Source organism: Sphingomonas sp. DMC6 (genome assembly GCF_056314225.1).
On the sequence record NZ_JBQUYT010000002.1, the window covers coordinates 356905 to 382869 of the forward strand.

Annotated in this window: 26 protein-coding genes and 1 tRNA gene; 8 read left to right on the forward strand and 19 right to left on the reverse strand. The window is 65.8% G+C overall.

Annotation, left to right across the window (positions count from 1 at the left end; genetic code table 11):
• Positions 1-101 precede the first annotated feature (101 nt).
• Positions 102-2597: a DUF2339 domain-containing protein gene (locus ACT53M_RS05545; RefSeq protein ID WP_476232019.1), complete on the forward strand. Its 2496-nt coding sequence runs from the start codon at positions 102-104 to the stop codon at positions 2595-2597.
• A gap of 22 nt (positions 2598-2619) precedes the next feature.
• On the opposite strand, the gene ACT53M_RS05550 is transcribed toward ACT53M_RS05545, so the two are convergent.
• Positions 2620-3096, reverse strand: coding sequence for a DUF6456 domain-containing protein (locus ACT53M_RS05550; protein ID WP_476232021.1), 477 nt, complete (start codon positions 3094-3096; stop codon positions 2620-2622).
• Between the two features lie 98 nt (positions 3097-3194).
• Here ACT53M_RS05550 and ACT53M_RS05555 point away from each other — a divergent pair, with 98 nt between their 5' ends.
• Both ACT53M_RS05555 and ACT53M_RS05560 read left to right on the forward strand, forming a co-directional pair.
• Positions 3195-3758 (forward strand): helix-turn-helix domain-containing protein, encoded by a 564-nt coding sequence (locus ACT53M_RS05555; RefSeq protein WP_476232022.1) that lies wholly within the window; start codon positions 3195-3197, stop codon positions 3756-3758.
• A 76-nt stretch (positions 3759-3834) separates the two neighbouring features.
• The gene (locus tag ACT53M_RS05560) at positions 3835-4200 is read left to right on the forward strand and encodes a hypothetical protein (RefSeq protein ID WP_476232023.1); all 366 of its coding nucleotides are present in this window, start codon (positions 3835-3837) and stop codon (positions 4198-4200) included.
• Between the two features lie 36 nt (positions 4201-4236).
• Here ACT53M_RS05560 and ACT53M_RS05565 read toward each other — a convergent pair.
• The 6 genes from ACT53M_RS05565 to ACT53M_RS05590 form a co-directional block, all read right to left on the reverse strand.
• Positions 4237-4312, reverse strand: a tRNA-Val gene (locus ACT53M_RS05565).
• Positions 4313-4372: 60 nt separating this feature from the next.
• The gene (locus ACT53M_RS05570; RefSeq protein ID WP_476232025.1) at positions 4373-5311 is read right to left on the reverse strand and encodes a winged helix DNA-binding protein; all 939 of its coding nucleotides are present in this window, start codon (positions 5309-5311) and stop codon (positions 4373-4375) included.
• A 145-nt stretch (positions 5312-5456) separates the two neighbouring features.
• On the reverse strand, positions 5457-6893 hold the full coding sequence (locus tag ACT53M_RS05575; RefSeq protein WP_476232027.1) for an NAD(P)(+) transhydrogenase (Re/Si-specific) subunit beta: 1437 nt from the start codon (positions 6891-6893) through the stop codon (positions 5457-5459).
• A 1-nt stretch (position 6894) separates the two neighbouring features.
• Positions 6895-7176 (reverse strand): proton-translocating transhydrogenase family protein, encoded by a 282-nt coding sequence (locus ACT53M_RS05580; RefSeq protein WP_476232029.1) that lies wholly within the window; start codon positions 7174-7176, stop codon positions 6895-6897.
• Between the two features lie 80 nt (positions 7177-7256).
• Positions 7257-8378: an NAD(P) transhydrogenase subunit alpha gene (locus ACT53M_RS05585; RefSeq protein WP_476232030.1), complete on the reverse strand. Its 1122-nt coding sequence runs from the start codon at positions 8376-8378 to the stop codon at positions 7257-7259.
• A 1-nt stretch (position 8379) separates the two neighbouring features.
• Positions 8380-8517, reverse strand: coding sequence for an aa3-type cytochrome c oxidase subunit IV (locus ACT53M_RS05590; RefSeq protein WP_476232031.1), 138 nt, complete (start codon positions 8515-8517; stop codon positions 8380-8382).
• A 185-nt stretch (positions 8518-8702) separates the two neighbouring features.
• Between ACT53M_RS05590 and ACT53M_RS05595 the strand changes: the two genes are divergently transcribed.
• Positions 8703-10130 carry a sigma-54-dependent transcriptional regulator gene (locus ACT53M_RS05595; protein WP_476232033.1) on the forward strand — a complete coding sequence of 476 codons (1428 nt, stop codon included), beginning with the start codon at positions 8703-8705 and terminating at the stop codon, positions 10128-10130.
• 3 nt (positions 10131-10133) lie between these two features.
• Here the strand turns inward: ACT53M_RS05595 and folP are convergent, their stop codons facing one another.
• The 7 genes from folP to glmM form a co-directional block, all read right to left on the reverse strand.
• Positions 10134-11219: a dihydropteroate synthase gene (gene folP, locus ACT53M_RS05600; RefSeq protein ID WP_476232035.1), complete on the reverse strand. Its 1086-nt coding sequence runs from the start codon at positions 11217-11219 to the stop codon at positions 10134-10136.
• 40 nt (positions 11220-11259) lie between these two features.
• Positions 11260-12390 carry a DNA methyltransferase gene (locus tag ACT53M_RS05605; RefSeq protein WP_476232036.1) on the reverse strand — a complete coding sequence of 377 codons (1131 nt, stop codon included), beginning with the start codon at positions 12388-12390 and terminating at the stop codon, positions 11260-11262.
• 245 nt (positions 12391-12635) lie between these two features.
• Positions 12636-13208: a hypothetical protein gene (locus ACT53M_RS05610; protein WP_476230188.1), complete on the reverse strand. Its 573-nt coding sequence runs from the start codon at positions 13206-13208 to the stop codon at positions 12636-12638.
• An 86-nt stretch (positions 13209-13294) separates the two neighbouring features.
• Positions 13295-13927: a ribonuclease HII gene (locus tag ACT53M_RS05615; protein WP_476232038.1), complete on the reverse strand. Its 633-nt coding sequence runs from the start codon at positions 13925-13927 to the stop codon at positions 13295-13297.
• On the reverse strand, positions 13920-15083 hold the full coding sequence (gene thiD, locus ACT53M_RS05620; RefSeq protein ID WP_476232040.1) for a bifunctional hydroxymethylpyrimidine kinase/phosphomethylpyrimidine kinase: 1164 nt from the start codon (positions 15081-15083) through the stop codon (positions 13920-13922). The genes ACT53M_RS05615 and thiD overlap by 8 nt, the downstream gene beginning before the upstream one ends.
• 176 nt (positions 15084-15259) lie before the next feature.
• Positions 15260-15484 carry a DUF1272 domain-containing protein gene (locus ACT53M_RS05625; protein ID WP_476232041.1) on the reverse strand — a complete coding sequence of 75 codons (225 nt, stop codon included), beginning with the start codon at positions 15482-15484 and terminating at the stop codon, positions 15260-15262.
• Between the two features lie 63 nt (positions 15485-15547).
• Positions 15548-16888, reverse strand: a complete 1341-nt coding sequence (glmM, locus tag ACT53M_RS05630; protein WP_476232043.1) for a phosphoglucosamine mutase — start codon at positions 16886-16888, stop codon at positions 15548-15550.
• 71 nt (positions 16889-16959) lie between these two features.
• Between glmM and ACT53M_RS05635 the strand changes: the two genes are divergently transcribed.
• Positions 16960-18228: a dicarboxylate/amino acid:cation symporter gene (locus ACT53M_RS05635; protein ID WP_476232044.1), complete on the forward strand. Its 1269-nt coding sequence runs from the start codon at positions 16960-16962 to the stop codon at positions 18226-18228.
• Between the two features lie 26 nt (positions 18229-18254).
• On the opposite strand, the gene gorA is transcribed toward ACT53M_RS05635, so the two are convergent.
• The 3 genes from gorA to pgi all read right to left on the reverse strand — a co-directional run bounded on the left by gorA (position 18255) and on the right by pgi (position 21621).
• A complete protein-coding gene (gene gorA / locus ACT53M_RS05640; protein WP_476232045.1) occupies positions 18255-19601 on the reverse strand; it encodes a glutathione-disulfide reductase in 1347 nt (448 codons plus the stop codon).
• A gap of 224 nt (positions 19602-19825) precedes the next feature.
• A complete protein-coding gene (locus ACT53M_RS05645) occupies positions 19826-20128 on the reverse strand; it encodes an alkylphosphonate utilization protein (RefSeq protein ID WP_476232046.1) in 303 nt (100 codons plus the stop codon).
• Positions 20125-21621 carry a glucose-6-phosphate isomerase gene (pgi, locus tag ACT53M_RS05650; RefSeq protein ID WP_476232047.1) on the reverse strand — a complete coding sequence of 499 codons (1497 nt, stop codon included), beginning with the start codon at positions 21619-21621 and terminating at the stop codon, positions 20125-20127. The genes ACT53M_RS05645 and pgi overlap by 4 nt, the downstream gene beginning before the upstream one ends.
• Before the next feature lie 103 nt (positions 21622-21724).
• Here pgi and lepB point away from each other — a divergent pair, with 103 nt between their 5' ends.
• The 3 genes from lepB to era are packed head-to-tail and all read left to right on the forward strand — an operon-like array spanning position 21725 to position 24226.
• On the forward strand, positions 21725-22597 hold the full coding sequence (gene lepB / locus ACT53M_RS05655) for a signal peptidase I (protein WP_476232048.1): 873 nt from the start codon (positions 21725-21727) through the stop codon (positions 22595-22597).
• The gene (gene rnc, locus ACT53M_RS05660; protein WP_476232400.1) at positions 22594-23265 is read left to right on the forward strand and encodes a ribonuclease III; all 672 of its coding nucleotides are present in this window, start codon (positions 22594-22596) and stop codon (positions 23263-23265) included. The genes lepB and rnc overlap by 4 nt, the downstream gene beginning before the upstream one ends.
• A 52-nt stretch (positions 23266-23317) precedes the next feature.
• Complete coding sequence (era, locus tag ACT53M_RS05665) at positions 23318-24226, forward strand: GTPase Era (RefSeq protein ID WP_476232049.1); 909 nt, start codon at positions 23318-23320, stop codon at positions 24224-24226.
• A gap of 4 nt (positions 24227-24230) precedes the next feature.
• On the opposite strand, the gene ACT53M_RS05670 is transcribed toward era, so the two are convergent.
• Positions 24231-25001: an ABC transporter permease gene (locus ACT53M_RS05670; RefSeq protein WP_476232051.1), complete on the reverse strand. Its 771-nt coding sequence runs from the start codon at positions 24999-25001 to the stop codon at positions 24231-24233.
• Positions 24998-25924 (reverse strand): ABC transporter ATP-binding protein, encoded by a 927-nt coding sequence (locus ACT53M_RS05675; RefSeq protein ID WP_476232052.1) that lies wholly within the window; start codon positions 25922-25924, stop codon positions 24998-25000. The genes ACT53M_RS05670 and ACT53M_RS05675 overlap by 4 nt, the downstream gene beginning before the upstream one ends.
• Positions 25925-25965: the final 41 nt, after the last annotated feature.

Sequence of the window (25965 nt, forward strand, 5' to 3'; positions counted from 1 at the left end):
CGCCCATCTAGGGGGGCGGACGCCGGCCGGCAACGTTCAACGCCCAGGCGCGACCGACGTAATGCGCGACAGCACCAGGCCGATATGCCACAGTCCCGTAGATGATGTTCCTCATGTTTCTTGTCGGCATAGGCGCCTTTGCAGTGCTTTCCTGGCGCATCCGCCAGCTCGATGCGGCAATGCACGCGCTGCAGGCGGACCTTGCCGTTTTGCAGGATGGCGCGGCGCCCGCCGCCGACACGCCTTCGGTAGCCGAGCCTGCGATTCCGATGGCCGAAACCCTTGTCGACACCGACGACATCATCGCCACGACGGAAGCGCGGCAGCTGGCGCTGGTAAACAATACCTCCCCGGAGAATGTATCGGCCGTAAGCGAGGAACCGTCCCCGCCCCTCAGCCTGGAAACGCTGATCGGCGGACGCCTGCCGATCTGGATCGGCGGCATCGCACTGATCCTCGCCGGTTTCTTTCTCGTCCGCTATTCGATCGAGCGCGGCCTGCTCGGGCCCGGCACGCGGACGCTACTGGCGCTGCTGTTCGGGCTGGCCCTCGTTGCCGGCGGCGAAGTCACACGCCGCATTGCTGCCATCCGGGATGATCCGCGCGTTGCGCAGGCGCTCGCAGGCGCCGGCATCGCGAGCCTCTATGGCACGCTCTACATGGCCGCCGCGCTCTATCATCTGGTCGCGCCGCTGCCTGCCTTTGGCGCCGTGCTTTCGGTCACCGCGCTCGCAATCGGCCTGGCCCTGCTGCATGGGCCGCCAACCGCCATCATGGCGCTGACCGGCGGCTTTGCCGCGCCGATGGTCGCGGGATTTGACTCCACCGGTATCGTCCCGCTCCTGGTGTATCTGGCGCTTTTCGTTGCAGTGTTGTTCGGACTGGCGATCCACCGCGGCTGGGCCTGGCTTGCAGTCGCAGCGAGTGTTGCCGGTTTTGGCTGGGCACAATTCCTGATCGCGGCGCTCGATGGCGGAACCGAATTGCCAGCCGTCGGCGCATTCACGCTACTTCTCGCGCTGGGGACAGCCACCGCCTTGCCGTCCGCCGGACTGCACCAGCGCTGGGCGCGGATTGCCCCGATCGTCGTAGGACTGATCCAGTTGCTGCTACTGGCCCCGGCGCTGCACTTCGATGCGCTGGCATGGAGCTATTATCTGCTGCTGGCCGCCGGAGCTCTGGCCCTTGCGTGGCGCGCGCCGCTCTATCTGCCGGCCGCGCTCGCTGCGCTCGGTCTGTTGCTAATGCTCGAAGCCGTAGCGCTACTACAGCCCGAGCATCGCATCACACCCGTGGCTTCGGTAGTCGCGACGCTGCTCTTCGCGCTACCCGGCCATTGGCGCGCCGACCGCGATCAGCGCTGGGCTGCGATAGCGCTTGCAGGCACAGCCGGCCCGTTGCTGCTCGCGCATGGCCTCGCTCCCGGCTTGTTGCCCGCCATCGGCTGGGGCTTTGCCGAATGCGTCGCGGCTACCGCATGCGGCACGGTCGCCTGGCGATGGCGCAGCGAAGAAGACACCTTAGTGCTTACAGGCGCGACGCTCCTGACCGCGGCCATAGGCGCGCTCGGGCTTGCCCAACTTGTGCCGAACGAGTGGCTATCGCTGCCGCTCACTGCCGTGCTGGCGGGGTTGGTCCTATGGGCACGCCAAATCCGGGCGCCGCAGCTTTTTGCACTGCCGGTCCTGCCGTTGCTGGCAGCACTCGTTGCCGGCGCCGCGCCGCTGGGGGCGCTTGCCAGCATGATCGGCAATTCGCTGATCGGGGAGCGCCTGCCCTGGCTGGAGCTTCCTTCGATCGCCGTGCTGCTGCGATGCTTCGCCGCGCCGGCGATCGCCGCGCTGCTGGTGCTACGTGACCGGCGCCAATTCGGTCCCGCCCGCGTAGCGGCGGCGACGCTGGCGACCGGGCTCGCGCTGCTCCTCCTCTACGCTGGGGCCAAACAAATCCTCGCCATTTGTACTGCCGAGCGCTTCGTCCATTCGGGATTTTTCGAGCGTGCGGTCCTCACCCAGGGTTGTATCGCCGCAGGCTGGCTGTTGCTGCGTCGCGTCGGCACGCAAACGCTCGGCCGCGCCCTTATACTGCTCGGGCTAGCGCGACTGGTCTGGTTCGATCTGTTTTTGCTGAACCCCGCCCGGGTGGCGCAATGGGCGGGTCCGCTCCCGCTCTTCAATCTGGCCACTCTGCATTTCGGTCTCGCCGCCTTCTGGCTTTGGACTTTGCAGCCGGCTCGGCCGGTGCGGGTTGCGGCTGCCGCGCTAACGCTCGTCGCGACGATGGCTGCCGTGCGGGAGGCCGCGCAGGGCCCGATCCTAACCGGGCCGATCGGCCGCCTCGAAAATATCGGCTATTCGGCGGCGCTGCTCGGCGTGGCGCTCGTCTGGCTCTGGCGCGGCATCCGTGCCGGCACGCACGATCTGCGCGTCGCCGGCCTCACGCTGCTCACACTCACGACACTGAAGGTGTTCCTGGTCGATGCCGCCGCGCTGGACGGCATTCTGCGCATCCTGTCGTTCCTCGGCCTCGGTATCGCGCTGATCGCGATCGGCTGGGCCTATAGCCGCTTCCTCGGACGCGGTGCGGCAGTGGGCTGACCGCCCACCGACAGGCCCCGCCTCACGGCAATCCATAATGGTCGGCAACCCGATCGAGTGCGAAGCCCAGCACCAGCTTCGCAGCTCGACTGGGCCAGCCCAGCGCGCGTTCGGATGTCGCCAGCCCCTCCCCTGCGCAAACCACCCGCCACAAGATGTCGGACAATCCAGCCCCGGCGCTGGCGAGCGCGCAATCGAACCGCCGCTTCGCGGCGATCTGCGCCGTCGTGGGATCGAGCCGTTCCGAGGGTCCGCGCCGGGCAGCCGGTCCAGGCGCGGCATCCCAGCGCATCGTAACGTGCGGTCCCAGTGCGGCAGTTTCATAATCGCTGCGCAACCGCTCACCCGCCTCGAACTGGCGCGCGGTCACGTGCCCGCGCGCCCGCAACCAACTGAGCGGCGATTCCGCCATGTTCACCGTCACGCTTGGTCTGCGCCGGGGGTCGGCCGGCTTCGCTGCAGCTCCGCTATCCACCGGCCGCTCCACCATCATCCGCATCTATATTCTCCTTTTGTTCCGATTCGCACTCTCTTGCCATTGCGGCGCATCTGTAGGAAAGGGAAAAACCGATCTGGTTATAATAGAGGTGCGTTGCGATGATCACCGCGATCCGTGAAGTCCGCCGTGCCAAAGGCCTGACGCTGGAGGAAGTGGCGGCGCGCTGCGCACCGCCGACAACCGCGCAGACGATCGGGCGGCTGGAGACCGGCACCCGCACCGTCTCCGTGGGTTGGCTCAACCGGATCGCTGCCGCGCTGGAGGTGGATGCCGCCGATCTGGTACGGTTGCCCGACCGGCCGGATATCGCCGTCGCGGCAGTGCTCGATGGTAGCGGCGCTACCGCCCCACGCCGCCCTGCTGCCGTGGTACCCCCACGGCCCGAACCGGGATTGATAGCGATCACCGTGGCCGGCGGGATCGGCGATTATCGTGCGGGGGACGAAATCTGGTGCGAGCGGCTCGTTCCCGAGGATTTCGCCCGCGCGCTCAATCGCGACGTGCTGGTACCGCGCCCGGCAGGCCGTTTCCTGTTTGGTCGCCTGATCGGGCGCGAAGACAACCGACTGCTGCTGCTGCCACTCGGTACAGGCGCGCGCCAGCAGGTGGTGACCGACCCAGCCTGGATGGCCGCAGCAGTCCGCCTCGTCCGCCCGCTATAAGTACACTCCGCACTTGCCCCCAGCCCCGCATAAGCGCAGATTGCTGCAAGGGATTGTGCGCAACAAGGGGAGCATCATGCGCAAACTCGCTTTCGCCATCGCCGCCGCATCGCTGATCGCGGTTCCCGCCCTCGCCGAGGATTGGGACTTCATGCTGACCAACGCGACCGGCAAAACGATCAAGACTGTCGAACTTGCCCCGGCCGGCTCGACCAACTGGACCCCGAACAAGGTCGACCCCGAACTGAAGAAAGACGCGACCATCAAATCCGGCGCGAAAACCACCGTGCATTTTGACAAGGATGCATCGTGCAAGTTCGACGTCAAAGCGACGTTCGAGGATGGCAACAGCGCGATATGGAACGGCTTCAACGTCTGCAGCAATTCGTACATCACGCTGAAAATGGACGCAGCCGGCAAGACGAGTTTCACCGCAAACTGATCAGCAGCACCATCCCGTGCCCCATGGGCGCGGCGATGGTGGGCGGTGACGGGCTCGAACCGCCGACCCTCTCGGTGTAAACGAGATGCTCTACCAACTGAGCTAACCGCCCGGCGCCATAGCGGCTTGCCGTTTGGCTGCGATGCCAAAGCCTGAGCCGGAGGGCAAGAGCCTAAACGAGATTCAGGCCTGCCCGCCGGATCGCGCTGATGAAGCTGCGCATGCCCTCGCGCCCCTTGCTGCTGAGCGCAATATATGCCCGGCGGCGGTCTGCCGGATCGGCGTGGCGTTCAAACAGCCCTGCTTCATGCAGCGTGCCGATCCAGCGTAGCGCCGTGGTCGGCGGCACCGCAGCGGCGATGCACAGGCTCGATACCGAAACCTGCCGGCGTTCCAGCCCGGCTGCAAACAAGTCGAGCAGCATATCCCAGGCGGGATCGGCGAATAATTCGCCTTCCAAGAACTGTGCCCGCATCCGCCGGGCCCGGATGGTGCGGCGTATCTCGTTCGGGTCGGGCTGGGGTGCGTCGTCTGTCGCGTCGCGATACCCATGGCCGTCGTCGCGGAGGCTGCCCAACCGGGGTCTTTCGTCGCGCTCGGTCATCCGCGCGAGCGCATCGGCGATGCGAGCGACTTCCTGATGCAGTTTTTGCAGTCCCATCGTATCGGTTTCGCGGGTTACGTCACGAAGAAGCGGCGGGCGCCGCCAGCGCGCCAGCGCCGCCGCGCTGACCCGCTCTGCCTCCGTGGGCGCACAGAGCAACTGGGCGCGGTCGCCGATATGCAGAAAGGCCTGGTCGATCTGATCGGGCGCCACCGTCGCGACCAGCGCGACCCGTCGCTCCGCCGCTATGGCATCGAGCCGGGCCAGCACGGGTGCAAGCCATGCCTCCGGCGCGCCGGGCAGTTCGGCAAATATCGCACGAAGCCCATGAAAATGTGTGAGGTCGCGCGCAGCTTCTGCAAAGTCGATCGGCGCGCGGACGACCATGCCCGCTGCACACACGGCCGAAACCGCCGCATCCCGCCCCGGGCCCGGCTCCGCCACGATCAGGGCGCGATCCGCCTCCAGATCGTAGGAAAGCACAATATCCTCTGCTCCTGTGGCCATAATGCCCCCGGCAATTGCTGCGATCTGTACCCTTGTCTGGTACAAATGCCGCATTGCTCCGAAACGAAGGAGGCTGACTTCCTCCATTTCGGTTCAATTGCGCGAAAGGCGGTGCGGAAACCTCCGTTCCGGAGCGAGTGCGGGGTCAGTCGAGCGCCTTGACGATCTCTTCAACCATTTTCTTGGCGTCGGCGAGCAGCATCATGGTGTTGTCGCGGTAGAACAGCTCGTTGTCGACGCCGGCATAACCGACGCCGCCCATGCTGCGCTTGATGAACAACACTGTCTTGGCCTTTTCCACATCGAGCACCGGCATGCCATAGATCGGTGACGACTTGTCGGTCTTGGCGGCCGGGTTGGTCACGTCGTTCGCGCCGATCACAAAGGCGACGTCGGTCTGGGAGAACTCCGAATTAATGTCCTCCAGCTCGAACACCTCGTCATAGGGGACGTTCGCTTCCGCCAGCAGCACGTTCATATGCCCCGGCATGCGTCCAGCGACGGGGTGGATCGCGTATTTCACGCGCACGCCATGCGCCTTCAGCTTATCGGCCATCTCCCGCAGCACATGCTGCGCCTGCGCCACGGCCATGCCATAGCCGGGTACGATAATGACCTGTTCGGCCTGGCTCATCAGGAAGGCGGCGTCCTCGGCCGAACCACGCTTCCACGGCCGGTCGATCTTGGCCCCACCGCCGCTTGCGGCGGCATCGCCGCCAAAGCCGCCTGCGATCACGCTCAGGAAGCTGCGATTCATCGCGCGGCACATGATGTAGGAGAGGATCGCACCCGAGCTGCCGACCAGCGCGCCGGTGATGATCATCGCCGTGTTATGCAGCGTGAAGCCCATGGCAGCCGCTGCCCAGCCCGAATAGCTGTTCAGCATCGACACGACGACCGGCATGTCGGCGCCGCCGATCGGGATGATCAGCAGGAAGCCGATGGCGAAGCTGAGCACCGTGATCGTCCAGAAGACCCAGGGATCCTGATGCTGGACGAAATAGCCGATCAGACCGAGGATCGCAGCAAGCACGGCCAGGTTGATCACGTGGCGCCCAGGCAGCAGGATGGGCTTGCCACCCATATTGCCGTTGAGCTTCAGGAAAGCGATCACCGAGCCGGAGAAGGTGATCGCGCCAATCGCCACGCCCAGACCCATTTCGATCCGGCTGACCGGGTGGATCGCCTCGAACGGGGCGCCGATCAACGGCACGACCAGATCCGCGATACCGAACGCGGCCGGATTCAGAAATGCCGCGCAGGCGACGAGCACGGCGGCGAGGCCAACCAGCGAGTGGAAGGCCGCCACGAGCTGCGGCATCGCCGTCATCGCGATGCGGCGGGCGGTGACGAAGCCGATCGCGCCGCCGACAACGATGGCGGCAGAGAGTTCGAGCGGGCTGGCGATATGATGGGTAATCAGTGTGGTGATCACCGCAATCGCCATACCGATCATACCGAGCCGGTTGCCCCGGCGGCTGGTCGCCGGGCTGGAAAGCCCTCGCAGCGCAAGGATGAAACACACGCCCGCCACGAGATAGGCGAGCGCAACCCATGCGTTCACGGGAGCAGCCTCAGGCATCTCAGCGCTCCTTCTTTTTGTACATGGCGAGCATCCGCTCGGTGACGGCGAAGCCGCCGAAGATGTTCACACTGGCCAGCGCGACGGCGATCAGCCCCAGCCATTTGGCGATCTCCCCGCCCGCCGCCATCGACGCGATCAGCGCGCCAACGATGATCACCGAGGAGATGGCATTGGTCACCGCCATCAACGGCGTGTGGAGCGCCGGCGTGACCGACCAGACGACATAATAGCCGACGAAGCACGCCAGCACGAAGACCGACAGGATCGAGATGAAGTCCATGATCTACTCCTGATCCGCCCCGGTGGGCGTGCAACGAAGATCCTTCCGCAAGCGGGAAGGCGCAACGAAAGTCGCGCAGCTCACGACAGCAGCTTTTCGTTCACGACCTTGCCGCCCTGCGTTACGCGAACGGCATTTCCGATCTCCTCGTCGAGCACCGGCCGGCCCGCTTCCTTGTCCCAGAAGGCTGACAGGAAATTATACAGGTTGCGCGCAAATAAGGCCGAGGAGTCCGCCGCGAGCCGGCTCGGCACGTTACGATGGCCCACGATCTTTACGCCGTGCCGCTCGACAATCTCGCCGGCAACCGCGCCTTCGACATTGCCGCCCTGCTCGACCGCCAGATCTACAATCACGCTGCCCGGCCGCATCGTTGCGATCTGCGTGTCGCTGATCAGGCGCGGTGCCGGTCGACCGGGTATCAGCGCGGTGGTTATAACGATGTCCTGCTTGGCGATGTGCGCGGAGACAAGCTCGGCCTGCGCCGCCTTATAGGCATCGCTCATTTCGGTGGCATAGCCGCCCGAGCCTTCGCCTTCGATGCCGGCAACATTCTCTACGAAGATCGGCTTGGCGCCCAGCGACAATATCTGTTCCCTGGTGGCGGAACGCACGTCGGTCGCAGAGACCTGCGCGCCCAGCCGCCGCGCCGTGGCGATTGCCTGCAGCCCCGCCACGCCTACACCCATTACGAAGACCTTGGCGGCGCTGACCGTGCCCGCCGCCGTCATCATCATCGGAAAGGCCCGGTCATATTCTGCGGCAGCGTCCAGCACCGCCTTGTACCCGGCGAGGTTCGACTGCGACGACAGAATGTCCATCGACTGGGCACGGGTGATGCGGGGCATGAACTCCATCGCCAGCGCCTCGGCACCGAGCGCCGCATAGCGGTCGATCCGCGCACGCTCGCCGAAAGGATTGAGCCCGGCAACGATCCATGCACCGTTCTTAAACCCGGTCAGGCTGTCGGGGTCCGGCCCCTGCACGCCCAGCACGATATCGGCATCGGCCAGCACCGCTTCGCGCGGGCCGATGGCAGCTCCGGCATCGACATAGCCTTGATCGGCGTAGGAAGCAGCGGCACCGGCACCGCCCTCCACTGCGACAGTCGCCCCCAGCGCCGCGAACTTCTTCACGGTTTCCGGAGTCGCGGAAACGCGCCGCTCGCCAGCGGCGGCTTCCTTCAGCACCGCGATCTTCACGTCAGTGCGCGAGCAGCGAGACGACAATAGCGACGATGATAGCGACGCCCACCGCGCCCCATTTCATCAGCGCAGTGAAACCGTTCCAGGTATCCAGATGGGCCTTGATGTCGGCGGTGTTTTCACCCGTATCAGCCATGGTTCCAATCCCTCTTCCACGGTGCGCCTCAACCAGCGCCTTCTGTTATAGCTGCGTCATGCCCGCCCTCAACCTCGGAAACGTCACATGCTTGGCGGGCAAACGGTGCAGACAGGCTTAAGCCGAACTTTACCCCTCTTGTCTATCTACATGGCCTGATTTGATACAACGGGGACGAATTCGGCATGACGCGCAACGGGCAGCGCTTGCTTCTGCTGATCGATGAAGAGCCGGCGCAGCGGCGGCTGGTCGCCGCCATTGCCGCGCGACGCGGCTGGCGTACGCTCCTTGCGGCGGATGCCGAGACGGCGATCGCCACGCTCGGCACGCCCGATGGCCTGGCGCTGGACGCGATCATTCTCGACCACCCGGCAACCGACGCCGATGCCGCCACCCTGATCGCCGAGTTGCGCGGCCGCCGCCCGCAGATGCCGATTTTGGTGCTCGCCGCCAATGGCTCGGTCGCTGCCGCCGTCAATGCGATGCGCGCGGGTGCCACCGATTTTCTGGTGAAGCCGCTCGCGTCGGAACGGCTGCTCGCCGCGCTGGAGGCAGCCGTCGGCGGCAGTAGCGCCGGCGAACTGCGCCCGCTCACCGAGAAGCTTGGCGCCAGCCTCGACTTTACCGAAATCGTCGGATCGGCACCGCAATTCCGAGCCGCGCTGGCGATCGCCGCCAAGTCGGCGCGTGCCCGCGTACCGGTGTTGATCGAAGGGGAAAGCGGCGTCGGCAAGGAAGTCGTCGCGGAAGCGATCCACGCCGCATCGCCGCGCAATCGCAAGGAAATGCTGAGCGTCAATTGCGGCGCGATACCGGCGAACCTGGTGGAATCCGAACTGTTCGGGCATGAAAAAGGCGCGTTCACCGGCGCATTCGACCGCAAGGTCGGCCGTTTTCAGGAAGCCGATGGCAGCACCATCTTCCTCGATGAAGTGGGGGAAATGCCGCTCGATGCGCAGGTGAAGCTGCTGCGCGTGCTCCAGACCGGGGAAATCCAGCCGATCGGTGCGCGCCATCCGCGCGAAGTGGATGTGCGGGTGATCGCCGCAAGCAACAAGCCGCTGATCGCAGAAGTCGAAGCGGGACGGTTCCGCGAAGACCTGTATTACCGGCTCAACGTGGTGCAGGTTGCGATTCCACCGCTGCGGGAACGTGCTGGCGATATTCCAGCATTGGCGCGGCACCTGCTCCGCCGGATCGGAAACCAACCGGGCCTGCGCCAGCTGACCATCAGCGAAGACGCGCTGCAACTCCTCGCTGGCTATGACTGGCCCGGCAATGTCCGCCAGCTCCAGAACGCGCTGTTCCGCGCCGCCGTGCTGTGTGACACGGAAGGGCTGACGCGCGAGGATTTTCCGCAGATCGCCCAGCTCGCGCTCGGCCGCCCCGATTCGCCGCTGCCGGGCGCCGGTCCGGCGGCCAATCCGGGCGTCAGCATCTTCCGCCCGGACGGCAATCTGCGCCAGCTCGACGAGATCGAGGCGGATGTGATCCGCCTCGCCATCGGCCACTATCGCGGGCGGATGACCGAAGTGGCGCGCCGGCTGGGCATCGGCCGGTCCACCCTGTACCGCAAGCTGGGCGAATTGGGGATCGACCAGAGCGCCGCCTGAGGCTCAGCGCCCGGTCAGCGCCCCGTCGCGCATCCCGCGCCAGACGCGCAGCGCCTGCACCGTCTCCGCGACATCGTGGACGCGCAGCAATTGCACGCCCAGCTCAGCGCCCTTCAGCGCCAGCGCAAGCGAGCCACCCAGCCGCTGATCGACCGGCGCCTCGTTCGACAGCGCGCCGACGATTCGCTTGCGGCTCGCGCCCAGCAGGATCGGGCAGCCGATGCCATGGAACAGCGCCAGCCCGTTGAGCAGCGCCAGATTGTCCTGCAGCGCCTTGCCGAAGCCGATACCGGGATCGATTAGGATGCGGGCACGATCGACACCGGCGGCGACGACCGCCGCCACGCGCGCCTCAAGCCAGTCATAGATTTCGATCAGCGGATCGGCATAGCCACCACTGCCCTTCGCGCCGCTCTTGGGATCGGCAGCGTGCATCAACACCACCGGGCAGACGGCGCGCACCACCACATCCAGCGCGCGATCGTCATACAGCAAGGCCGATACGTCGTTGACCAGATGGGCGCCCGCGGCCAGCGCCGCTTCTATCACGGCAGCCTTGCGCGTGTCGATCGAAAGCGCGGCGCCGCTGGCCTTCAGCCGCTCGATCACCGGCACGACACGGGCGATCTCGTCGCCTTCCCACACCGTCTCGGCACCCGGTCGGGTCGATTCGCCGCCAAGATCGAGCACGGCAGCGCCGGCAATGCTCATGTCCACGCCCGTCTGGGCAGCCGCAGCAGCATCCCCGGCATGTTTGCCGCCGTCGGAAAAGCTGTCGGGCGTCATGTTGAGAATGCCCATCACCAGCGGCTGGTCGAGCCGCAGCGTCCGCTCACCCAGCCGGAGCGGCGCGCGGGGGGCCGTGATTCGGGCAGCGACAGGGGCAAGGCGCGGATCGGCCTCAGCCTCCGCAACACTGATCACCCGCTGCACCACGCGCCTGCCGCCCTCGACGGCGATCAGCTCATAGGCGGAGAACCATTGCATCCCCCCCGCCAGCCGCGCCACCGCGCCGTCGCGCCCGATAGGCGTATCGACGAACTGGATCGGACGCAGATAGAGGCGGGCGCTGGCGGGCAGATCGGTCATGACACCCTGCTACCGGCCCGCGATACTCCGGGAAAGTGGCTCAGGGCTGCGTAGCGAGCAGATAGGTCTGGCGCAGCGCGTCGATCGGCTTCAGCCCATCCTCCGCCTGATAATGCCAGAAAGTCCAGCCGTTGCAGCTCGGCGCGCCCTGCAGCGTCGCGCCCAGCTTGTGGATAGAGCCGGCTTGGCCGTCGCAGTTGAGCGAACCATCCGCCCCCACGGTCGCACGCCAGCGGCCCTTTAGGTCGCACAGGACCATGCCCGGGGTAAGATAGCCATTCTCGACCAGCTGACCGAATGCCACGCGCGGCGCGGCCTTGGGGGCCTGCATCGTCTGGAGTGCGCTTTCGTCGAGCGGCAAGGCGGCGGCGATGCGCTCCAGCGCCGCCTCGACATAGCCCCCCTCGCGATCGATGCCGATCCAGCGCCGGCCAAGGCGCTTGGCCACCGCGCCGGTGGTGCCGGTGCCGAAGAAGGGATCGAGCACCACGTCGCCCGGCTTGGTGCAGGACAGGAGCACGCGGTACAGCAGCGCCTCCGGCTTCTGCGTCGGGTGGACCTTGTGGCCGTTCTTCTTCAGCCGTTCCTGCCCGCTGCAGATCGGAAATTCCCAGTCGCTGCGCATCTGCAGCTCGTCGTTCAGCGTCTTCATCGAGCGGTAGTTGAAAGTGTAGCGTGCCTTCTCGCTCTTCGACGCCCAGATGAGCGTTTCATGCGCGTTGGTGAAGCGCGTGCCCTTGAAATTGGGCATCGGGTTCGCCTTGCGCCAGATGATGTCGTTGAGAATCCAGAAACCCAGGTCCTGGATCGCCGAACCAACTTTGAAGATGTTGTGATAGCTGCCGATCACCCAGATCGTGCCGTCATCCTTCAGGATGCGCCGCGCCTGCGCCAGCCATTCGCGGGTGAACTTGTCATAGGCGGCAAGGCTGTCGAACTTGTCCCAATCGTCGGTCACCGCATCGACATGGCTGCCGTCGGGCCGGTTGAGGTCACCGCCAAGCTGCAGGTTGTAGGGCGGGTCCGCAAAGATCATGTCGATGCATTTGTCGGGCAGGCTACGCATCGCCTCAATGCAGTCCTGGCGCAGGATCGTGTCGAGCGGCAGCACGGCAGGCGCCTTCGCCGCCGCCCGCGCCCCGGCGCGATTAACCTTCTCCAGTACACCCATGCCTTACACCCCTGTTCTCAAGGCGCGCGTTTTCGCGGTGCACGGACTCCGCCGTCAAGCAGACTTTGGTTAACGCGGATTCCGTATCAAACCGTTAACCCTGCGGAACATTCCGGCACCCGCCAGATATTGAGTCAAGAAGTTATCCACAGGCGCAAGCACTGGTAGTGTGGCAAAAAAGACTCAATCGGCGAATTTCGCAGCCTGTGGATAAGCTGGAACGTTTCGCCAACCCGAGCAAGCACTCAACCGATCGCAATCGCGTCGCCGCCCAGCGCCACGCACGCCGCCAGCCGCGCCCGCGCCTGCAGGAACAGCCCGAGTTCGTAGAGCGCCTGCGCCTCGCGGCCGAGCAGTTCGATCTCGTCGCCAAAGCGGATGCGGCCGGCAACGCACAGCGCCACCCGAACTTCGGCCGAGGTGCCCGTCGCCGCAATCGCTGCGATAAAGGCCTCGCGGTCAGAAGCATCGGCCAGCATGTCCGACGGCAGCCGGCATGCCAGCGCCCGTTCGCGCCACGGCGCGACATTGCCCAGTTCGGCATAATCGCTGCCCAGCACCGGGTCGCGCAGCGTTTCGAGAAAGGCGAGGTGGAGCGGATGGAGCGGATCGGTCAGCGCCGCACCGTCATCGAAACCGAAGCGGGCCGGCGCAAGGCCGCGAGACTGGGCATAGCGGACCAGCGCGGCCATTTCGTGGAAATTGGCGGGGCCGACGACTGCCTCGCGCATCAGTTCGGCCATTACGGGATCGTAGAAGGGCACTTGCTGCGCCGCTTCGGTGAAGCCCTGCGTCGTGCGTCCGCCCATAAATGCCATGCCCGCATCTCCTCCTGTCGTTCTGACATTGTAGAGGCGCCGCGGCGCCTGCGGGTGTGACTAGGCAAAATTTGCCGGGTGTGGGCTTATTCCGCCGCCGACACGATCGGTCCGAAGTCCAGTTCGGCCTGGGCAACCGGCGCAAAACTCCGGCGGTGATGCGGCGTCGGGCCCAGCCGGCGCAGCGCCTCCTGATGCACCTTGGCAGCATAGCCCTTGTTCGATGCCCAGCCATAGCCCGGATAGACCGCATCCAGCTCCGCCATCATGCAATCGCGCTGATGCTTGGCGACGATTGAGGCCGCCGCAATCGACAGGCATAGCGCATCGCCGCCCACCACCGCCTGGCTGCGGTGCGCCCAGTCGGGGCAGCGATTGCCGTCGACCAGCACGAAAGCGGGGGGAAAGCCCAGCGCCGCCACTGCCCGCGTCATCGCCAGCATCGTCGCCCACAGGATGTTGAGCTGGTCGATCTCAGCAACGCTGGCGACGCCAACGCCCACCTTCGCGCAGCGGAGCAGTTCGGCGCACAGCTTTTCCCGGCGTGCCGCCGTAAGCGCCTTCGAATCGTCGATACCGTCAGGAATGCAGTCGGGGTCGAGCACCACCGCCGCCGCCACGACGGGGCCAGCAAGCGGGCCACGCCCGGCCTCGTCCACGCCGGCAACCGGGCCGGCGTGGAGCTGGAAATAGCGGGTTTCGTAGGAAAGGTCAGGCATCGTCAGCGATGCGCCATGGCGGAAAGCGGCGCATTTCGCCAGCCTGATAGAGACGGATCGCGTTGCCGGCGGGATCGCGCAGCCGCGCCTCGCGCCAGCCCCATTTCTCGTCCCTGGGCTCCTGTTCGAACACGAAGCCCTGCTGCTGGAGATAGGCGACAGTAACGTCGAGATCGCCGCATTCGAAATAGACGACCGGCGCCGTGTAATGCTCGTCGGTGGCGATCGAGAAGGTTGCCCCGCCCTCGGTTTCAAACCGGGCATAGCGTGGCGAGGCGCGCACCACCTGGCGCAGACCGAGCAGGCGATAGAAGCGCTCACTCGCCGCCAGATCCTTCGCCGGCACTGTCACCTGATTCAGCATCGGCTCGAAAAAGCTCATATTGAGGTCGAGCCGCACCGCCTGCTGCGCCATGGGGCCATGGCCGCGCCCCAGCCCCGCCGCCTCGCGCATCGCAATCCGGACAAAGCGGCGCGCGCGGCTGACCGCTTCGGGCAAATCCCATTCGCTGGCGAGCCCGGTGGCAATCGCCGAGGCGAGCGTACAGCCAGTGCCATGGTCGTTGTCGCCCTCGATCCGCGGATCGCGCCATTCGATCCGCGGCGGGTCTTCCGGGTCGGCCGAATAGAGCGTGTCGACCACTTCGGTACCCTCGCCATGGCCGCCCTTGACGAGCACCGCGCAACGATGCGTGGTGACAATATCCTCGGGATCGCGCCCCAGCGCCGCCAGTTCGGGCAGGTTGGGCGTCACCACCGTCGCCCGGTCCATCAGTCGCTCGAACGCTGCGACCGTCGCATCATCGGCCAGCGTGGCGCCACTGGTCGCCACCATCACCGGATCGAACACCACCGGAATGCCCGGCAGCTCGGCCAGCTTTTCCGCCACCGCCAGCGCCGTGCGGGCAGAGCCGATCATGCCGATCTTCACGGCATCGACGCCGAGATCGGCGATCACCGAATCGATCTGCGCCAGCACCATGTCGGTCGGCACCGGGTGTACGGCCTGCACGCCCAGCGTGTTTTGCGCCGTAATCGCCGTGATCGCGGTCATCGCATGGCCGCCCAGCATGGTGACCGTCTTGATGTCGGCCTGGATGCCGGCGCCACCGCCGGAATCGGAGCCCGCGATGATCAGGATACGCGGCGTGGTCATGGTTCAGTTGCCGGCGAAGTTTAGGAAGTTTAGGCAAGTGAGGCTTTTTGCGCTTTGTCTGCGCGCCATCCGCACGCCCCCGCACACCGGCGGGTCTGGCGTGACGAAGCGGCCCCTGGCAAGCATCCTCAACATGGTGCCCTGTGTGGCACAAAGCGCCCCCTGTAGGACAGACCCTAACCGCGAAATCGTCGTTCGGTAGCAGCAGGATGCCGCTTCAGGGCCTGGCCCACCCGCGCCGGACGATCGAGCAGCTCGCCACCGCAATTGGGGCAACGCTCGTCGAGTGCATCGGCACAGTCGGCGCAGAAGGTGCACTCGAACGAGCAGATGAAGGCGCCGCCCGCGTCCGCCGGCAAATCGGTGCCGCATTTTTCGCAATCGGGCCGCATTTCCAGCATGGCCTGTCCTCCTAGCCTGTCCGCCTGCACTCCCCTCCCGCAAGCGGGAGGGGAATTGAAGCATCAGGCAGCCGCCAAACGCACCGCTTCGCAAACCCGGTCGACCACTGTTTCGACCTGATCCCGATCGTCTCCTTCGGCCATCACCCGGATCACCGGTTCGGTGCCGGACGCGCGGATCACGAGCCGGCCGCGGCCCTTCAGTTCGGCTTCGGCAGCGGCGATCACGTCCTTCACCGCCGCATCTTCCAGCGGCTTGCCGCCTGCGAAACGGACATTTTTCAAAAGCTGCGGCAGCGGGTCGAAACGGTGGAGCACCTCGCTCGCCGGTGCGCCAGCGCGGACGACCTCCGCCAGCACCTGCAACGCGGCGACCAGCCCGTCGCCGGTTGTCGCATAGTCGGACAGGATGATGTGCCCGCTCTGCTCGCCGCCGACATTATATCCCGAGCCACGCATCTTCTCGAGCACATAGCGGTCGCCCACCTTGGTGCGCACCAGCCCCAGCCCCTGCGCGGCGAGATGCCGCTCGAGGCCCAGGTTCGACATCACCGTCGCCACCAGACCGCCCCCGGCCAGCTTGCCCTGCCGCGCCCAGCCGGTCGCGATCAGCGCCATGAGCTGGTCGCCGTCGATCACCGTGCCGGTTTCATCGACCACGATCAGCCGGTCGGCATCACCGTCAAGCGCAATGCCGATCGCCGCGCCAGAGGCGACCACCGTCTCGCACAGGGTTTGCGGCGCCGTCGAACCAACGCGGTCGTTGATGTTTTTGCCATTGGGGCTGACGCCGATCGAAATCACTTCCGCGCCCAGTTCCCACAGCGCCGAAGGCGCCACCTGATAGGCTGCGCCATTGGCGCAATCGACCACCACTTTCAGCCCGTCGAGCGTCAGATCCGACGGGAAGGTTGACTTGGCGAAGTGGATGTAGCGGCCGCGCGCGTCCTCGACGCGGCGGGCACGACCGATATCGGCAGGATAGGCCAGCGGCACTTCGCCGTCGATCAGCGCCTCGATCGCTTCCTCATCTGCATCGGAGAGCTTGAACCCGTCCGGCCCGAACAATTTGATGCCGTTATCGGCATAGGGATTGTGGCTGGCGGAGATCATCACGCCCAGATCGGCGCGCATCGAATGGGTAAGCATCGCCACGGCCGGCGTAGGCATAGGCCCCACCAGCACCACGTCCATGCCTACGCTGGTGAAGCCAGCGACCATCGCATTTTCGAGCATATAGCCCGAAAGCCTTGTGTCCTTGCCGATCACCACCCGATGCCGGTGATCGCCCCGCCGGAAGTGCGCGCCGGCCGCCATTCCCACCTTCATTGCCATTGCTGCCGTCATCGGCGCCGTGTTGGTGGCGCCGCGAATGCCGTCCGTACCGAAATATTTTCTTGCCATGTCTTACGTTCTCGCGCCCTTGTGGCGTTGTGTGGGGGCCGTGATAGCGGCGAAAGAACCAAAGGGCGAGCATGTCGCAACCAACTCGAATTCTTCTTTCCCTTCTGGCCGGGCTGATCGTCGGTGCAGTGCTGGCGGCATGGGCGCCGCAGGCCGGGCTCACCGCCGCGGCATGGGCGCAGCCGGTCGGGCAGGCGTGGCTGAACGGGCTGCAGATGACGATCGTGCCGCTGGTCGTCGCGCTGCTGATCACCGGCGTGACCGCCACGGCAGAGGCGGCGCAGGCCGGGCGGCTCGCCGGGCGGGCGATCGCGATGTATGTGGTGCTGCTGTTCCTGTCGGCCGCTGCGGCTGCGCTGTTGACGCCCCTATTCCTGAAGATCGCGCCGCTGCCGCAGGAATCGGCCGCGAGCCTGCGCGCGGCGCTCGCCGGCGCCGAAAAGGTCGGCCCCGCACCGCCGCTCGGCGAATTTCTGGCGGCGATCATCCCGGCGAACATCGTCAAGGCCGCGGCGGAGAACGCCTTTCTGTCGCTCATCATCTTTTCGCTGATCTTCGCCTTCGCGATCACGCGGGTGGGTGCCGAGGCGCGGGCGCAGCTCACCAGCTTCTTCGTCGCAATCCGCGACGTGATGCTCGTGGTGATCGAGTGGGTGCTGTGGGTCGGCCCGGTGGGCGTGTTCGCGCTGGCGCTGGTGGTCGGCGCCAAGGCCGGCACCGGCGCGTTCGGCGCGCTGATCCACTACATCCTGACCGTCGCCGCGGTGGGCCTGACGGTCACGCTATTCGCCTATCCGGCGGCAGTGATCGGCGGGCGGGTCGGCCTGGGCCGCTACATCCGCGCCGCACTGCCTAGCCAGGCGGTGGCGCTCAGCACCCAATCCTCGCTCGCCACCCTGCCGGTGATGATCGAGGGCTCGGCCGAAATCGGCGTGCCCGTGGCGGTATCGGGCGTGACGATGCCGCTGGCGGTCGCGATCTTCCGCGCGACCGGACCGGCGATGAACTTCGCCGTCGCCATTTATGTCGCCCAGTGGTTCGGCGTACCGCTCAACCCCGCAGCACTGGCCGTGGGCGTGGTGGTCGCAACGCTGACCTCGCTCGGATCGGTCAGCCTGCCGGGCACGGTGAGCTATATCAGCGCGATCTCCCCCGTCGCCGCGACGATCGGCGCGCCGATTGCGCCGCTGGGGCTGCTGGTGGCGGTGGAGACCTTGCCCGACATCATGCGGACGGTGGGCAATGTCACCTGGGACATCGCCACCACCGCCTGGCTGTCGCGCGGCGCCGGCAAGGTGCCGCACAGCAGCGGCGACGACCTGCTGGAACATATGGGATAGGCGGCACCAACCGTTACGGGCTGGTGCTATTTCAGCAGCACCAGCTCCTCGGCCATGGTCGGGTGCAGCGCGACGGTGGCGTCGAACGCTTCCTTCGTCAGCCCCGCCTTCACCGCGATCGCCGCGGCCTGGAGGATTTCCGGCGCATCGGGGCCGATCATGTGCAGCCCGACCACCCGCCCGGTCACACCGTCGCACACCATCTTGTACAATGCGCGCTCATGCCGCCCGGCGAGCACATTCTTCATTGCCCGGAAGTCGGACGTGTAGACCTTGACCGAGCCCAGCTTGTTGCGCGCCTCGGTCTCGGTCATGCCCACGGCAGCGATCGGCGGATGGCTGAACACCGCATTGGGCACATTGGTATAATCGACCTGATGCGGCTTGCCGCCGAACAGCGTGTCGGCAAAGGCCTGGCCCTCGCGGATCGCCACCGGGGTCAGCTGGATGCGGTTGGTGACGTCGCCGACCGCATAGATACTGTCGACCGAGCTGCGATTGTCGGCATCGACCTTCACCGCGCCCTTGTCGTCGAGTTCGACGCCGACCTGCTCCAGCCCCAGCCCCTTGCTGTTGGGAATGCGGCCGGTGGCGAACAGCACGCAATCGACTTCGATCGGCGCATGGTTGGTCATCGACACCAGCAGGCTGCCATCGGCCTGTTTCTCGATCTTTTCGAACTCGGCGAAGAAGCGAAAATCGATGCCTTTGGTCATCGAAATCTGGAGCAGTCGGTCGCGCACCTGCATGTCATAGCCGCGCAGGATCACATCGGTGCGGTTGACCAAAGTCACCTTCGACCCGAACTCGTTGAAGATGCCGGCGAATTCATTGGCTATATAGCCGCCGCCGGCGATCAGTACACGCTTGGGGAGTGTTTCGAGATGGAAGACCTCGTTCGAGGTGATGCCATGCTCGCAGCCGGGGAATTGCGGCACATGCGGGTGCGCACCGGTGGCGATCAGGATCGTCTTGGCGCTGACTTTCCGCCCGCTCGCCAGCGTCACTTCATGCAGGCCGGTAACGGTGGCGCGTTCGTGGATGATCTCGACGCCATTATTCTCCAGCCCCTGGGTGTAGAGGCCGTTCAGCCGGTCGACATCGGCCAGCACATTGTCGCGCAGCGTCGGCCAGTCGAAATGGCAGTCGGGCACGTCCCAGCCGAACCGGCGCGCGTCCTTCAGATCCTCGGCAAAATGCGCGCCGAAGATCAGCAGCTTCTTGGGCACGCAACCGCGGATCACGCAGGTGCCGCCGACCCGGTACTCCTCCGCCACCGCGACCTTCGCACCATAGGCCGCCGACATGCGCGAGGCGCGCGTGCCGCCCGAACCCGCGCCGATCACGAACAGGTCGAAGTCATAGTCGGACATGAGTCACTCCGGAGGGGTTCAGCGCAAGGCAGGAGAAAGATTGCAGCAAAGATAGGGTGCCGGCGGGCAAAACAATAGCGCTGCCCTCGCAGCCATCGCTCCCCTTCCGCTTGCGGGAGGGGTCGGGGGAGGGGATGGTCTTGTCGCGCGGGAAGCCGTTGTAGCGAGAGCCTCCACGTCGGTCCCTCCCCTAGCCCCTCCCGCAAGCGGGAGGGGAACAAGGCTCACCGCTTGCGGACGAACTCCGCGCGCAGGACCAGGCCCTTGATGCCGTCGAACTTGCAGTCGATTTCCTGCGCGTCGCCGGTCAGACGGATCGACTTGATCAGCGTGCCGCGCTTCAGCGTCTGGCCCGCGCCCTTTACCGTCAGGTCCTTGATCAGCGTTACCTGATCGCCGTCCTGCAGCAGGTTGCCGACCGAGTCGCGCACTTCCACCGCATCGGCGGCCGCTGCCTTGGCAGCGGCCTCGGCGGCGGGGATCCATTCCCCGCTCGCCTCATCATACACATATTCTTCGTCGCTCATGCGCCAAAAGCCCTTTGAATCAGATCGTTGGTCGACGGGTCGAAATCGAGCCCGCCCTTGTCGGCCGCCTTGGCCATTTCCTTGCCCAGCTCGACGCCGAACTGGTCGAACGGGTTGATGCCAAGCAGCACCGCGTTCACGAAGGTGCGGTGCTCGTAGAAAGCGATCAGCGCGCCCAGCGTGCGCGGTTCCAGCGCGTCGAGCAGCAGCGTCGAGCTCGGCCGGTCGCCCGGATAGGCACGCGCCGGATCGTCATGCCCCTTGCCCGCCATCAGCGCCGCCCCTTGCGCGAACATGTTGAGCAGCAACTGGCGGTGATGCCCCTCGGCCAGCGCATCACCGGCATCGATCACACCGACGAACTCGACCGGCACCAGCCGCGTGCCCTGATGGAGCAACTGGAACACCGCATGCTGGGCATCGGTGCCCACCCCGCCCCAGGTGATCGCCGCAGTCGGCCAGGTCACCACTTCGCCCTCGGCGGTGACGCGCTTGCCGTTCGATTCCATTTCGAGCTGCTGGAGATAGCTGGGCAGCAGCCGCAGCCGCTCGTCATAGGCGAAGGTCGCGCGGGTCTCGCAGCCGCGCGCCTGCGTGTAATAGAGGTCGGCAAATGCCGCGAGCGCCGGTGCGTTCTGGTGCAGATCGGTCAGGCGGAAATGGCGGTCCATTTCGGCAGCGCCTTCCAGCAATTCCTCAAACGCTTCCCAGCCCAGCGCAAGCGCCGCCGGAAAACCGATCGACGACCAGAGCGAATAGCGGCCGCCGACGCTCTCGAAGAACGGCAGCACGCGGGTTTCATCGACGCCCCATTCCACTGCGCGCTCGGGCGCGGCAGTAAGTGCGACGACGCGGCCATAGGGATCGGCCACCCCGCCCTCGGCCATCCACGCCAGCGCGCTTTCGGCGTTCAGCATCGTCTCGGTCGTCGTGAAGGTCTTGCTGGCGATCGCCAGGATCGTCGCCTGCGGATCAAAGCGCTTGAGCGCCTCTTCCAGCGCCACGCCATCGACATTGGAGACAATCGCCACATCATAGCGGTCGGCATCGCGGCCCAGCGCGTCGACCAGCAGGTCCGGCCCCAGCGCGGAGCCGCCGATGCCGACATGCAGGATGTGCCGCACCGGCCCCAGCGCCTCGGCCTCGATCGCGTCGATCAGCGCGCGCATCCGGGCGTGCTGGCTGCGGGCGCGCGCAACGCTGTCGGGCGCGCCTTCATAGCGTTCGGCGGTGTGTTCGGCGGCGCGGCCCTCCGTCACGTTAATCGCCTCGCCCGCGAACAGCGCATCGCGCTTGGCCGCAAGGCCCATCCGGTCGGCCAGCGTGGCGAAGGCGGCGAGCGCCTCGCCGGTCAGGTGCGTCTTCGACCAGTCGAAATGGATGCCGGCGACATCGACGCTAAGCCGCGAAAGCCGCTCGGCATCGGCGGCGAAAAGCTGCGTGAGCGTCGCATGCGGAAGGGATTGGATCGGCGTCCAGTCTGGCAAGGCCATATTCATCTCCATGGTGGCACGTCCCCCTATCGTCCCAATCCTGCCGGGGCCAGCCTCATTCATCGGCTTGACCTCTCCGCCCGGCGCTAGCAGAGCATAGCCCATGGAAACGCCTTCCTCCGCCGAAACCGCAGCCCCCGCCCCGGCTAGTACCGCCGCGCCTGCCTCGCCGACTGCAAAGCCCGAAAAGCCCAAGTCGGAATGGCGCGATCTCGCGACCTTCCTGCTGAAGCTGGCGCTGATCGTATTCGTGGTGCGCAGCTTCATCTTCTCGCCGTTCAGCATCCCAAGCGAGTCGATGCTGCCGCGGCTGCTGATCGGCGACTATCTGTTCATCACCAAATGGAACTACGGCTATTCGAAACATTCGCTGCCGTGGAGCCTGCCGCTGATCCCGGGCCGCATCTTCCCCGGCACGCCCGCGCGCGGCGACGTGGTGGTGTTCAAGGCGCCCAATCACAATGGCGAGGACTGGATCAAGCGCGTGATCGGCCTGCCGGGCGACACGGTGCAGATGGTCCATGGCCAGGTGATCCTGAACGGAAAGCCGGTGCCCAAGCAGCGCATCGCGGATTTCGTGCTGCCGATCACGCCGAATTTCGTGAACTGCCCGACGCGCTTCCAGACTGCGGACGACAAGGGCAATCCGGTGTGCCGCATTCCGCAGTTCCGCGAGACGCTGCCGAGCGGCAAGCAATATAATGTGCTCGACCAGGATACGCTGCCGCAGGACGACACCGATGTGTACACGGTGCCCGCCGGCCATGTATTCCTGATGGGCGACAACCGCGACAACTCCACCGACAGCCGCTTCCCGCAGCCGCCCAACGGCAATGGCATCGGCTTCGTGCCGCTCGAGAATATCGAGGGCAAGGCAGTGGTGAACTTCTGGTCCACCGACGGCAGCGCAAACTGGTTCCTGCCCTGGACCTGGTTCACGGCAGCGCGCTGGAGCCGGATCGGAGAAGGCTTCTGAGCACCCCCGACCTGGGCGGCTGGGTCACTGCGACCTTCGGCCGCCCGGCGCAGGACCTCGCCGCTTTCGAGCGGGCGCTGACTCATGGCAGCCAGGCGGCGGGCAATTACCAGCGTCTGGAATTTCTCGGTGACCGCGTACTGGGGCTGGTAATCGCCGAGTGGCTGTTCGAGCGCTTTCCGGACGAACCCGAAGGGGCGCTGTCGCGGCGGCTGAACGCACTGGTGACGGGACCGGTCTGCGCCGATGTCGCGCGCGGACTGGGCGTGGTGCCCTATCTGAAGCTCGGCAAACAGGCCCGCGATGACGGCGCCGCGGATAGCGACAATGTGCTGGGCGATGTGATGGAGGCGCTGATCGGGGCCTTTTATCGCGAGGCGGGGCTCGATGCCGCACGCGGCTTTGTCCGCCGCATCTGGGGCGACCGGATCGACGCCCATGCCAAGGCGCCCAAGCACCCCAAATCGGCGCTGCAGGAATGGGCGGCGGCGCGCAATCGCCGGCCACCCGAATATGAAGTTATCGACCGCTCCGGCCCCAACCACGCGCCGCGCTTCACGGTGAAGGTGTCGATCGGCAAGCTCGCCGAAGCCAGTGCCGAGGGCAGCAACAAGCAGGAAGCCGAAACCGCCGCCGCCGCCGCGCTGCTGGCGAAGCTGGGCGGGTGAGAGCCAGCGCAGCCCTCGCCCCCACTCTCAATCCCCATTACAACCGGAATCCATGACCCAACCCACCCCCCAACAATCCTGCGGCGTCGTTGCGATCGTCGGTGCGCCGAATGCCGGCAAGTCGACGCTGGTCAATGCGCTGGTCGGCCAGAAGGTCGCGATCGTCAGCCCCAAGGCGCAGACCACGCGCGCGCGGCTGATGGGCATCGCAATCGAAGGCGACGCGCAGCTGATCCTGGTCGATACGCCGGGGATCTTCACCCCCGAACGCCGGCTGGACCGCGCGATGGTCGCCGCTGCCTGGGAAGGCGCGCAGGGCGCGGACCTGATCGCGCTGGTGGTCGACGGCAAGGGCGGCATCGGCCCGAAGGTGCAGACGGTGCTGGAAAGCCTTCGCGCCCGGCCCGAGCGCAAGATCCTGATCCTGAACAAGGTCGACGTCGCCGACAAGCCGCGCCTGCTGGGCCATGCGGCAAAGCTCAACGAGGCGCTGCCGTTCGACGAAACCTATTTCGTCTCCGCCCAGACCGGTGACGGCGTGCCCGAGCTGAAGGCCGCGCTGGCCAAGGCGATGCCGCAGGAGCCCTGGCATTTCCCCGAAGACCAGGTCTCCGATGCCACGGACCGGATGCTGGCGGCCGAAGTGACGCGCGAGCAGCTCTATCTCCAGCTCCATGCCGAGCTGCCCTATGCCAGCGCCATCGAGACCGAGAAATATAGCGAGCGGGAGGACGGATCGGTCGAGATCCACCAGCAGATCCTGGTTGCCCGCGAAACCCAGCGAGCGATCGTGCTCGGCAAGGGCGGCGCGCGCATCAAGGAAATCGGCGCCCGCGCCCGCGCCGAACTCGCCAAGCTGCTCGGCGTGCCGGTGCACCTGTACCTGCACGTCAAGGTGAACCCGAAATGGGAAGAGGACCGCGGCCTCTACCGCGAAATCGGGCTCGACTGGGTGGATTGAGCCGTCAGTTCTTCAGCCGGTATCCGGTGCGGAAGATGGTGACGACCACGGCCAGGCAGATCAGGAGAAAGGCGGCAGTGAAGCCGAGGCTCCAGCCGATCGCCACATCGCCATGGCCGAAAAAGCTCCAGCGGAAGCCACTGACCAGATAGACGACCGGATTGAACAGGCTGATGCTGTGCCACGGCTGGGGCAGCATATCGATCGAATAGAAGGCGCCGCCCAGAAAAGTGAGCGGCGTCACCAGCAGCGCCGGCACGATGTTAAGCTGTTCGAAGCTGCGCGCCCAGATGCCGATGATGAAGCCGAACAGGCTGAAGGTGACAGCAGTCAGCACCAGAAAGGCCAGCATCGCCGCCGGATGATCGATCCGGAGCGGCACGAACAATGCGGAGGTCGCGAGGATGATGAGGCCGATCACCACCGACTTGGTCGCCGCCGCGCCGACAAAGCCCACCACCAGCTCGATCGCGGAAATGGGCGCGGAGAGCAGTTCGAACACCGTGCCGGTGAATTTGGGGAAATAGATGCCGATCGAGGCATTGGCGATGCTCTGGGTGAGCAGCGACAGCATGATCAGGCCGGGGACGAGGAAGCTGCCGTAATTCACGCCGTGGATCGAATCGATCCGGCTGCCGATCGCCCCGCCGAACACGATGAAGTAGAGCGAGGTGGTAATGACCGGCGTCGCGATCGACTGCCACAGCGTACGCAGCGTGCGCGCCATTTCGAACGTGTAGATCGCCCAGATGCCGTGGAAATTGATGCCGTTCATTGCCGCGCCCCCACCAGATCGACGAAGATGTCCTCCAGGCTCGATTTGGACGTATCGAGATCCTTGAAGGCGATGCCCAGGTCATGCAGCTTGCGCAGCAGCGACGGGATGCCGGTCCGCTCGGACTGCGCATCGAAGGTGTAGCGCAGCCGGTGCCCTTCATCCGCCAGCACCAGATTCCATTCGGCCAGCTCGACCGGAATCGCCGGCAACGGCTCGACCAGGCTCAGGTCCAGTTCGCGCTTGCCGAGCTTCTGCATCAGCGTCGTCTTTTCCTCGACCAGCAGCAGCTTGCCCTTGTTGATCACGCCCACCCGGTCGGCCATTTCCTCGGCCTCCTCGATATAGTGGGTGGTCAGGATGATGGTGGTGCCGCGGTCGCGAAGCCGGCCGATCAGCTTCCACATGTCGCGCCGCAATTCGACATCCACCCCGGCAGTGGGTTCGTCGAGAAACAGGATGTCGGGTTCGTGGCTCAGCGCCTTGGCGATCATCACGCGCCGCTTCATGCCGCCCGAAAGCTCCATGATCTTGGCGTCGCGCTTGTCCCACAGCGACAGGTCTTTGAGCAACTGGTCGCAATAGGCGCCGTCGGGTGCCTTGCCGAACAGCCCGCGCGAATAGCGGGCGGCCGATCCGACGCGCGAGAACATGTCCACCGCCACTTCCTGCGGCACCAGCCCGATCTTCGACCGCGCCGCGCGCGGTTCACGGATCGCGTCATGGCCGTCGACCAGGATGGTGCCCGAACTGGGCGTGACGATGCCGCAGATGATCGAGATCAGCGTCGTCTTGCCGGCGCCATTGGGGCCGAGCAACGCGAAAATCTCGCCGCGCCGAATGTCGAGATCGACATGGTCGAGCGCCTTGTGGCCCGACGCATAGGTCTTGCTGACCTGGCGTAGCGACAGGATGGATTGCATGAAGGAAAGCCCTGGCCGGAAGGAAGCCGCTAGGTAGGCAG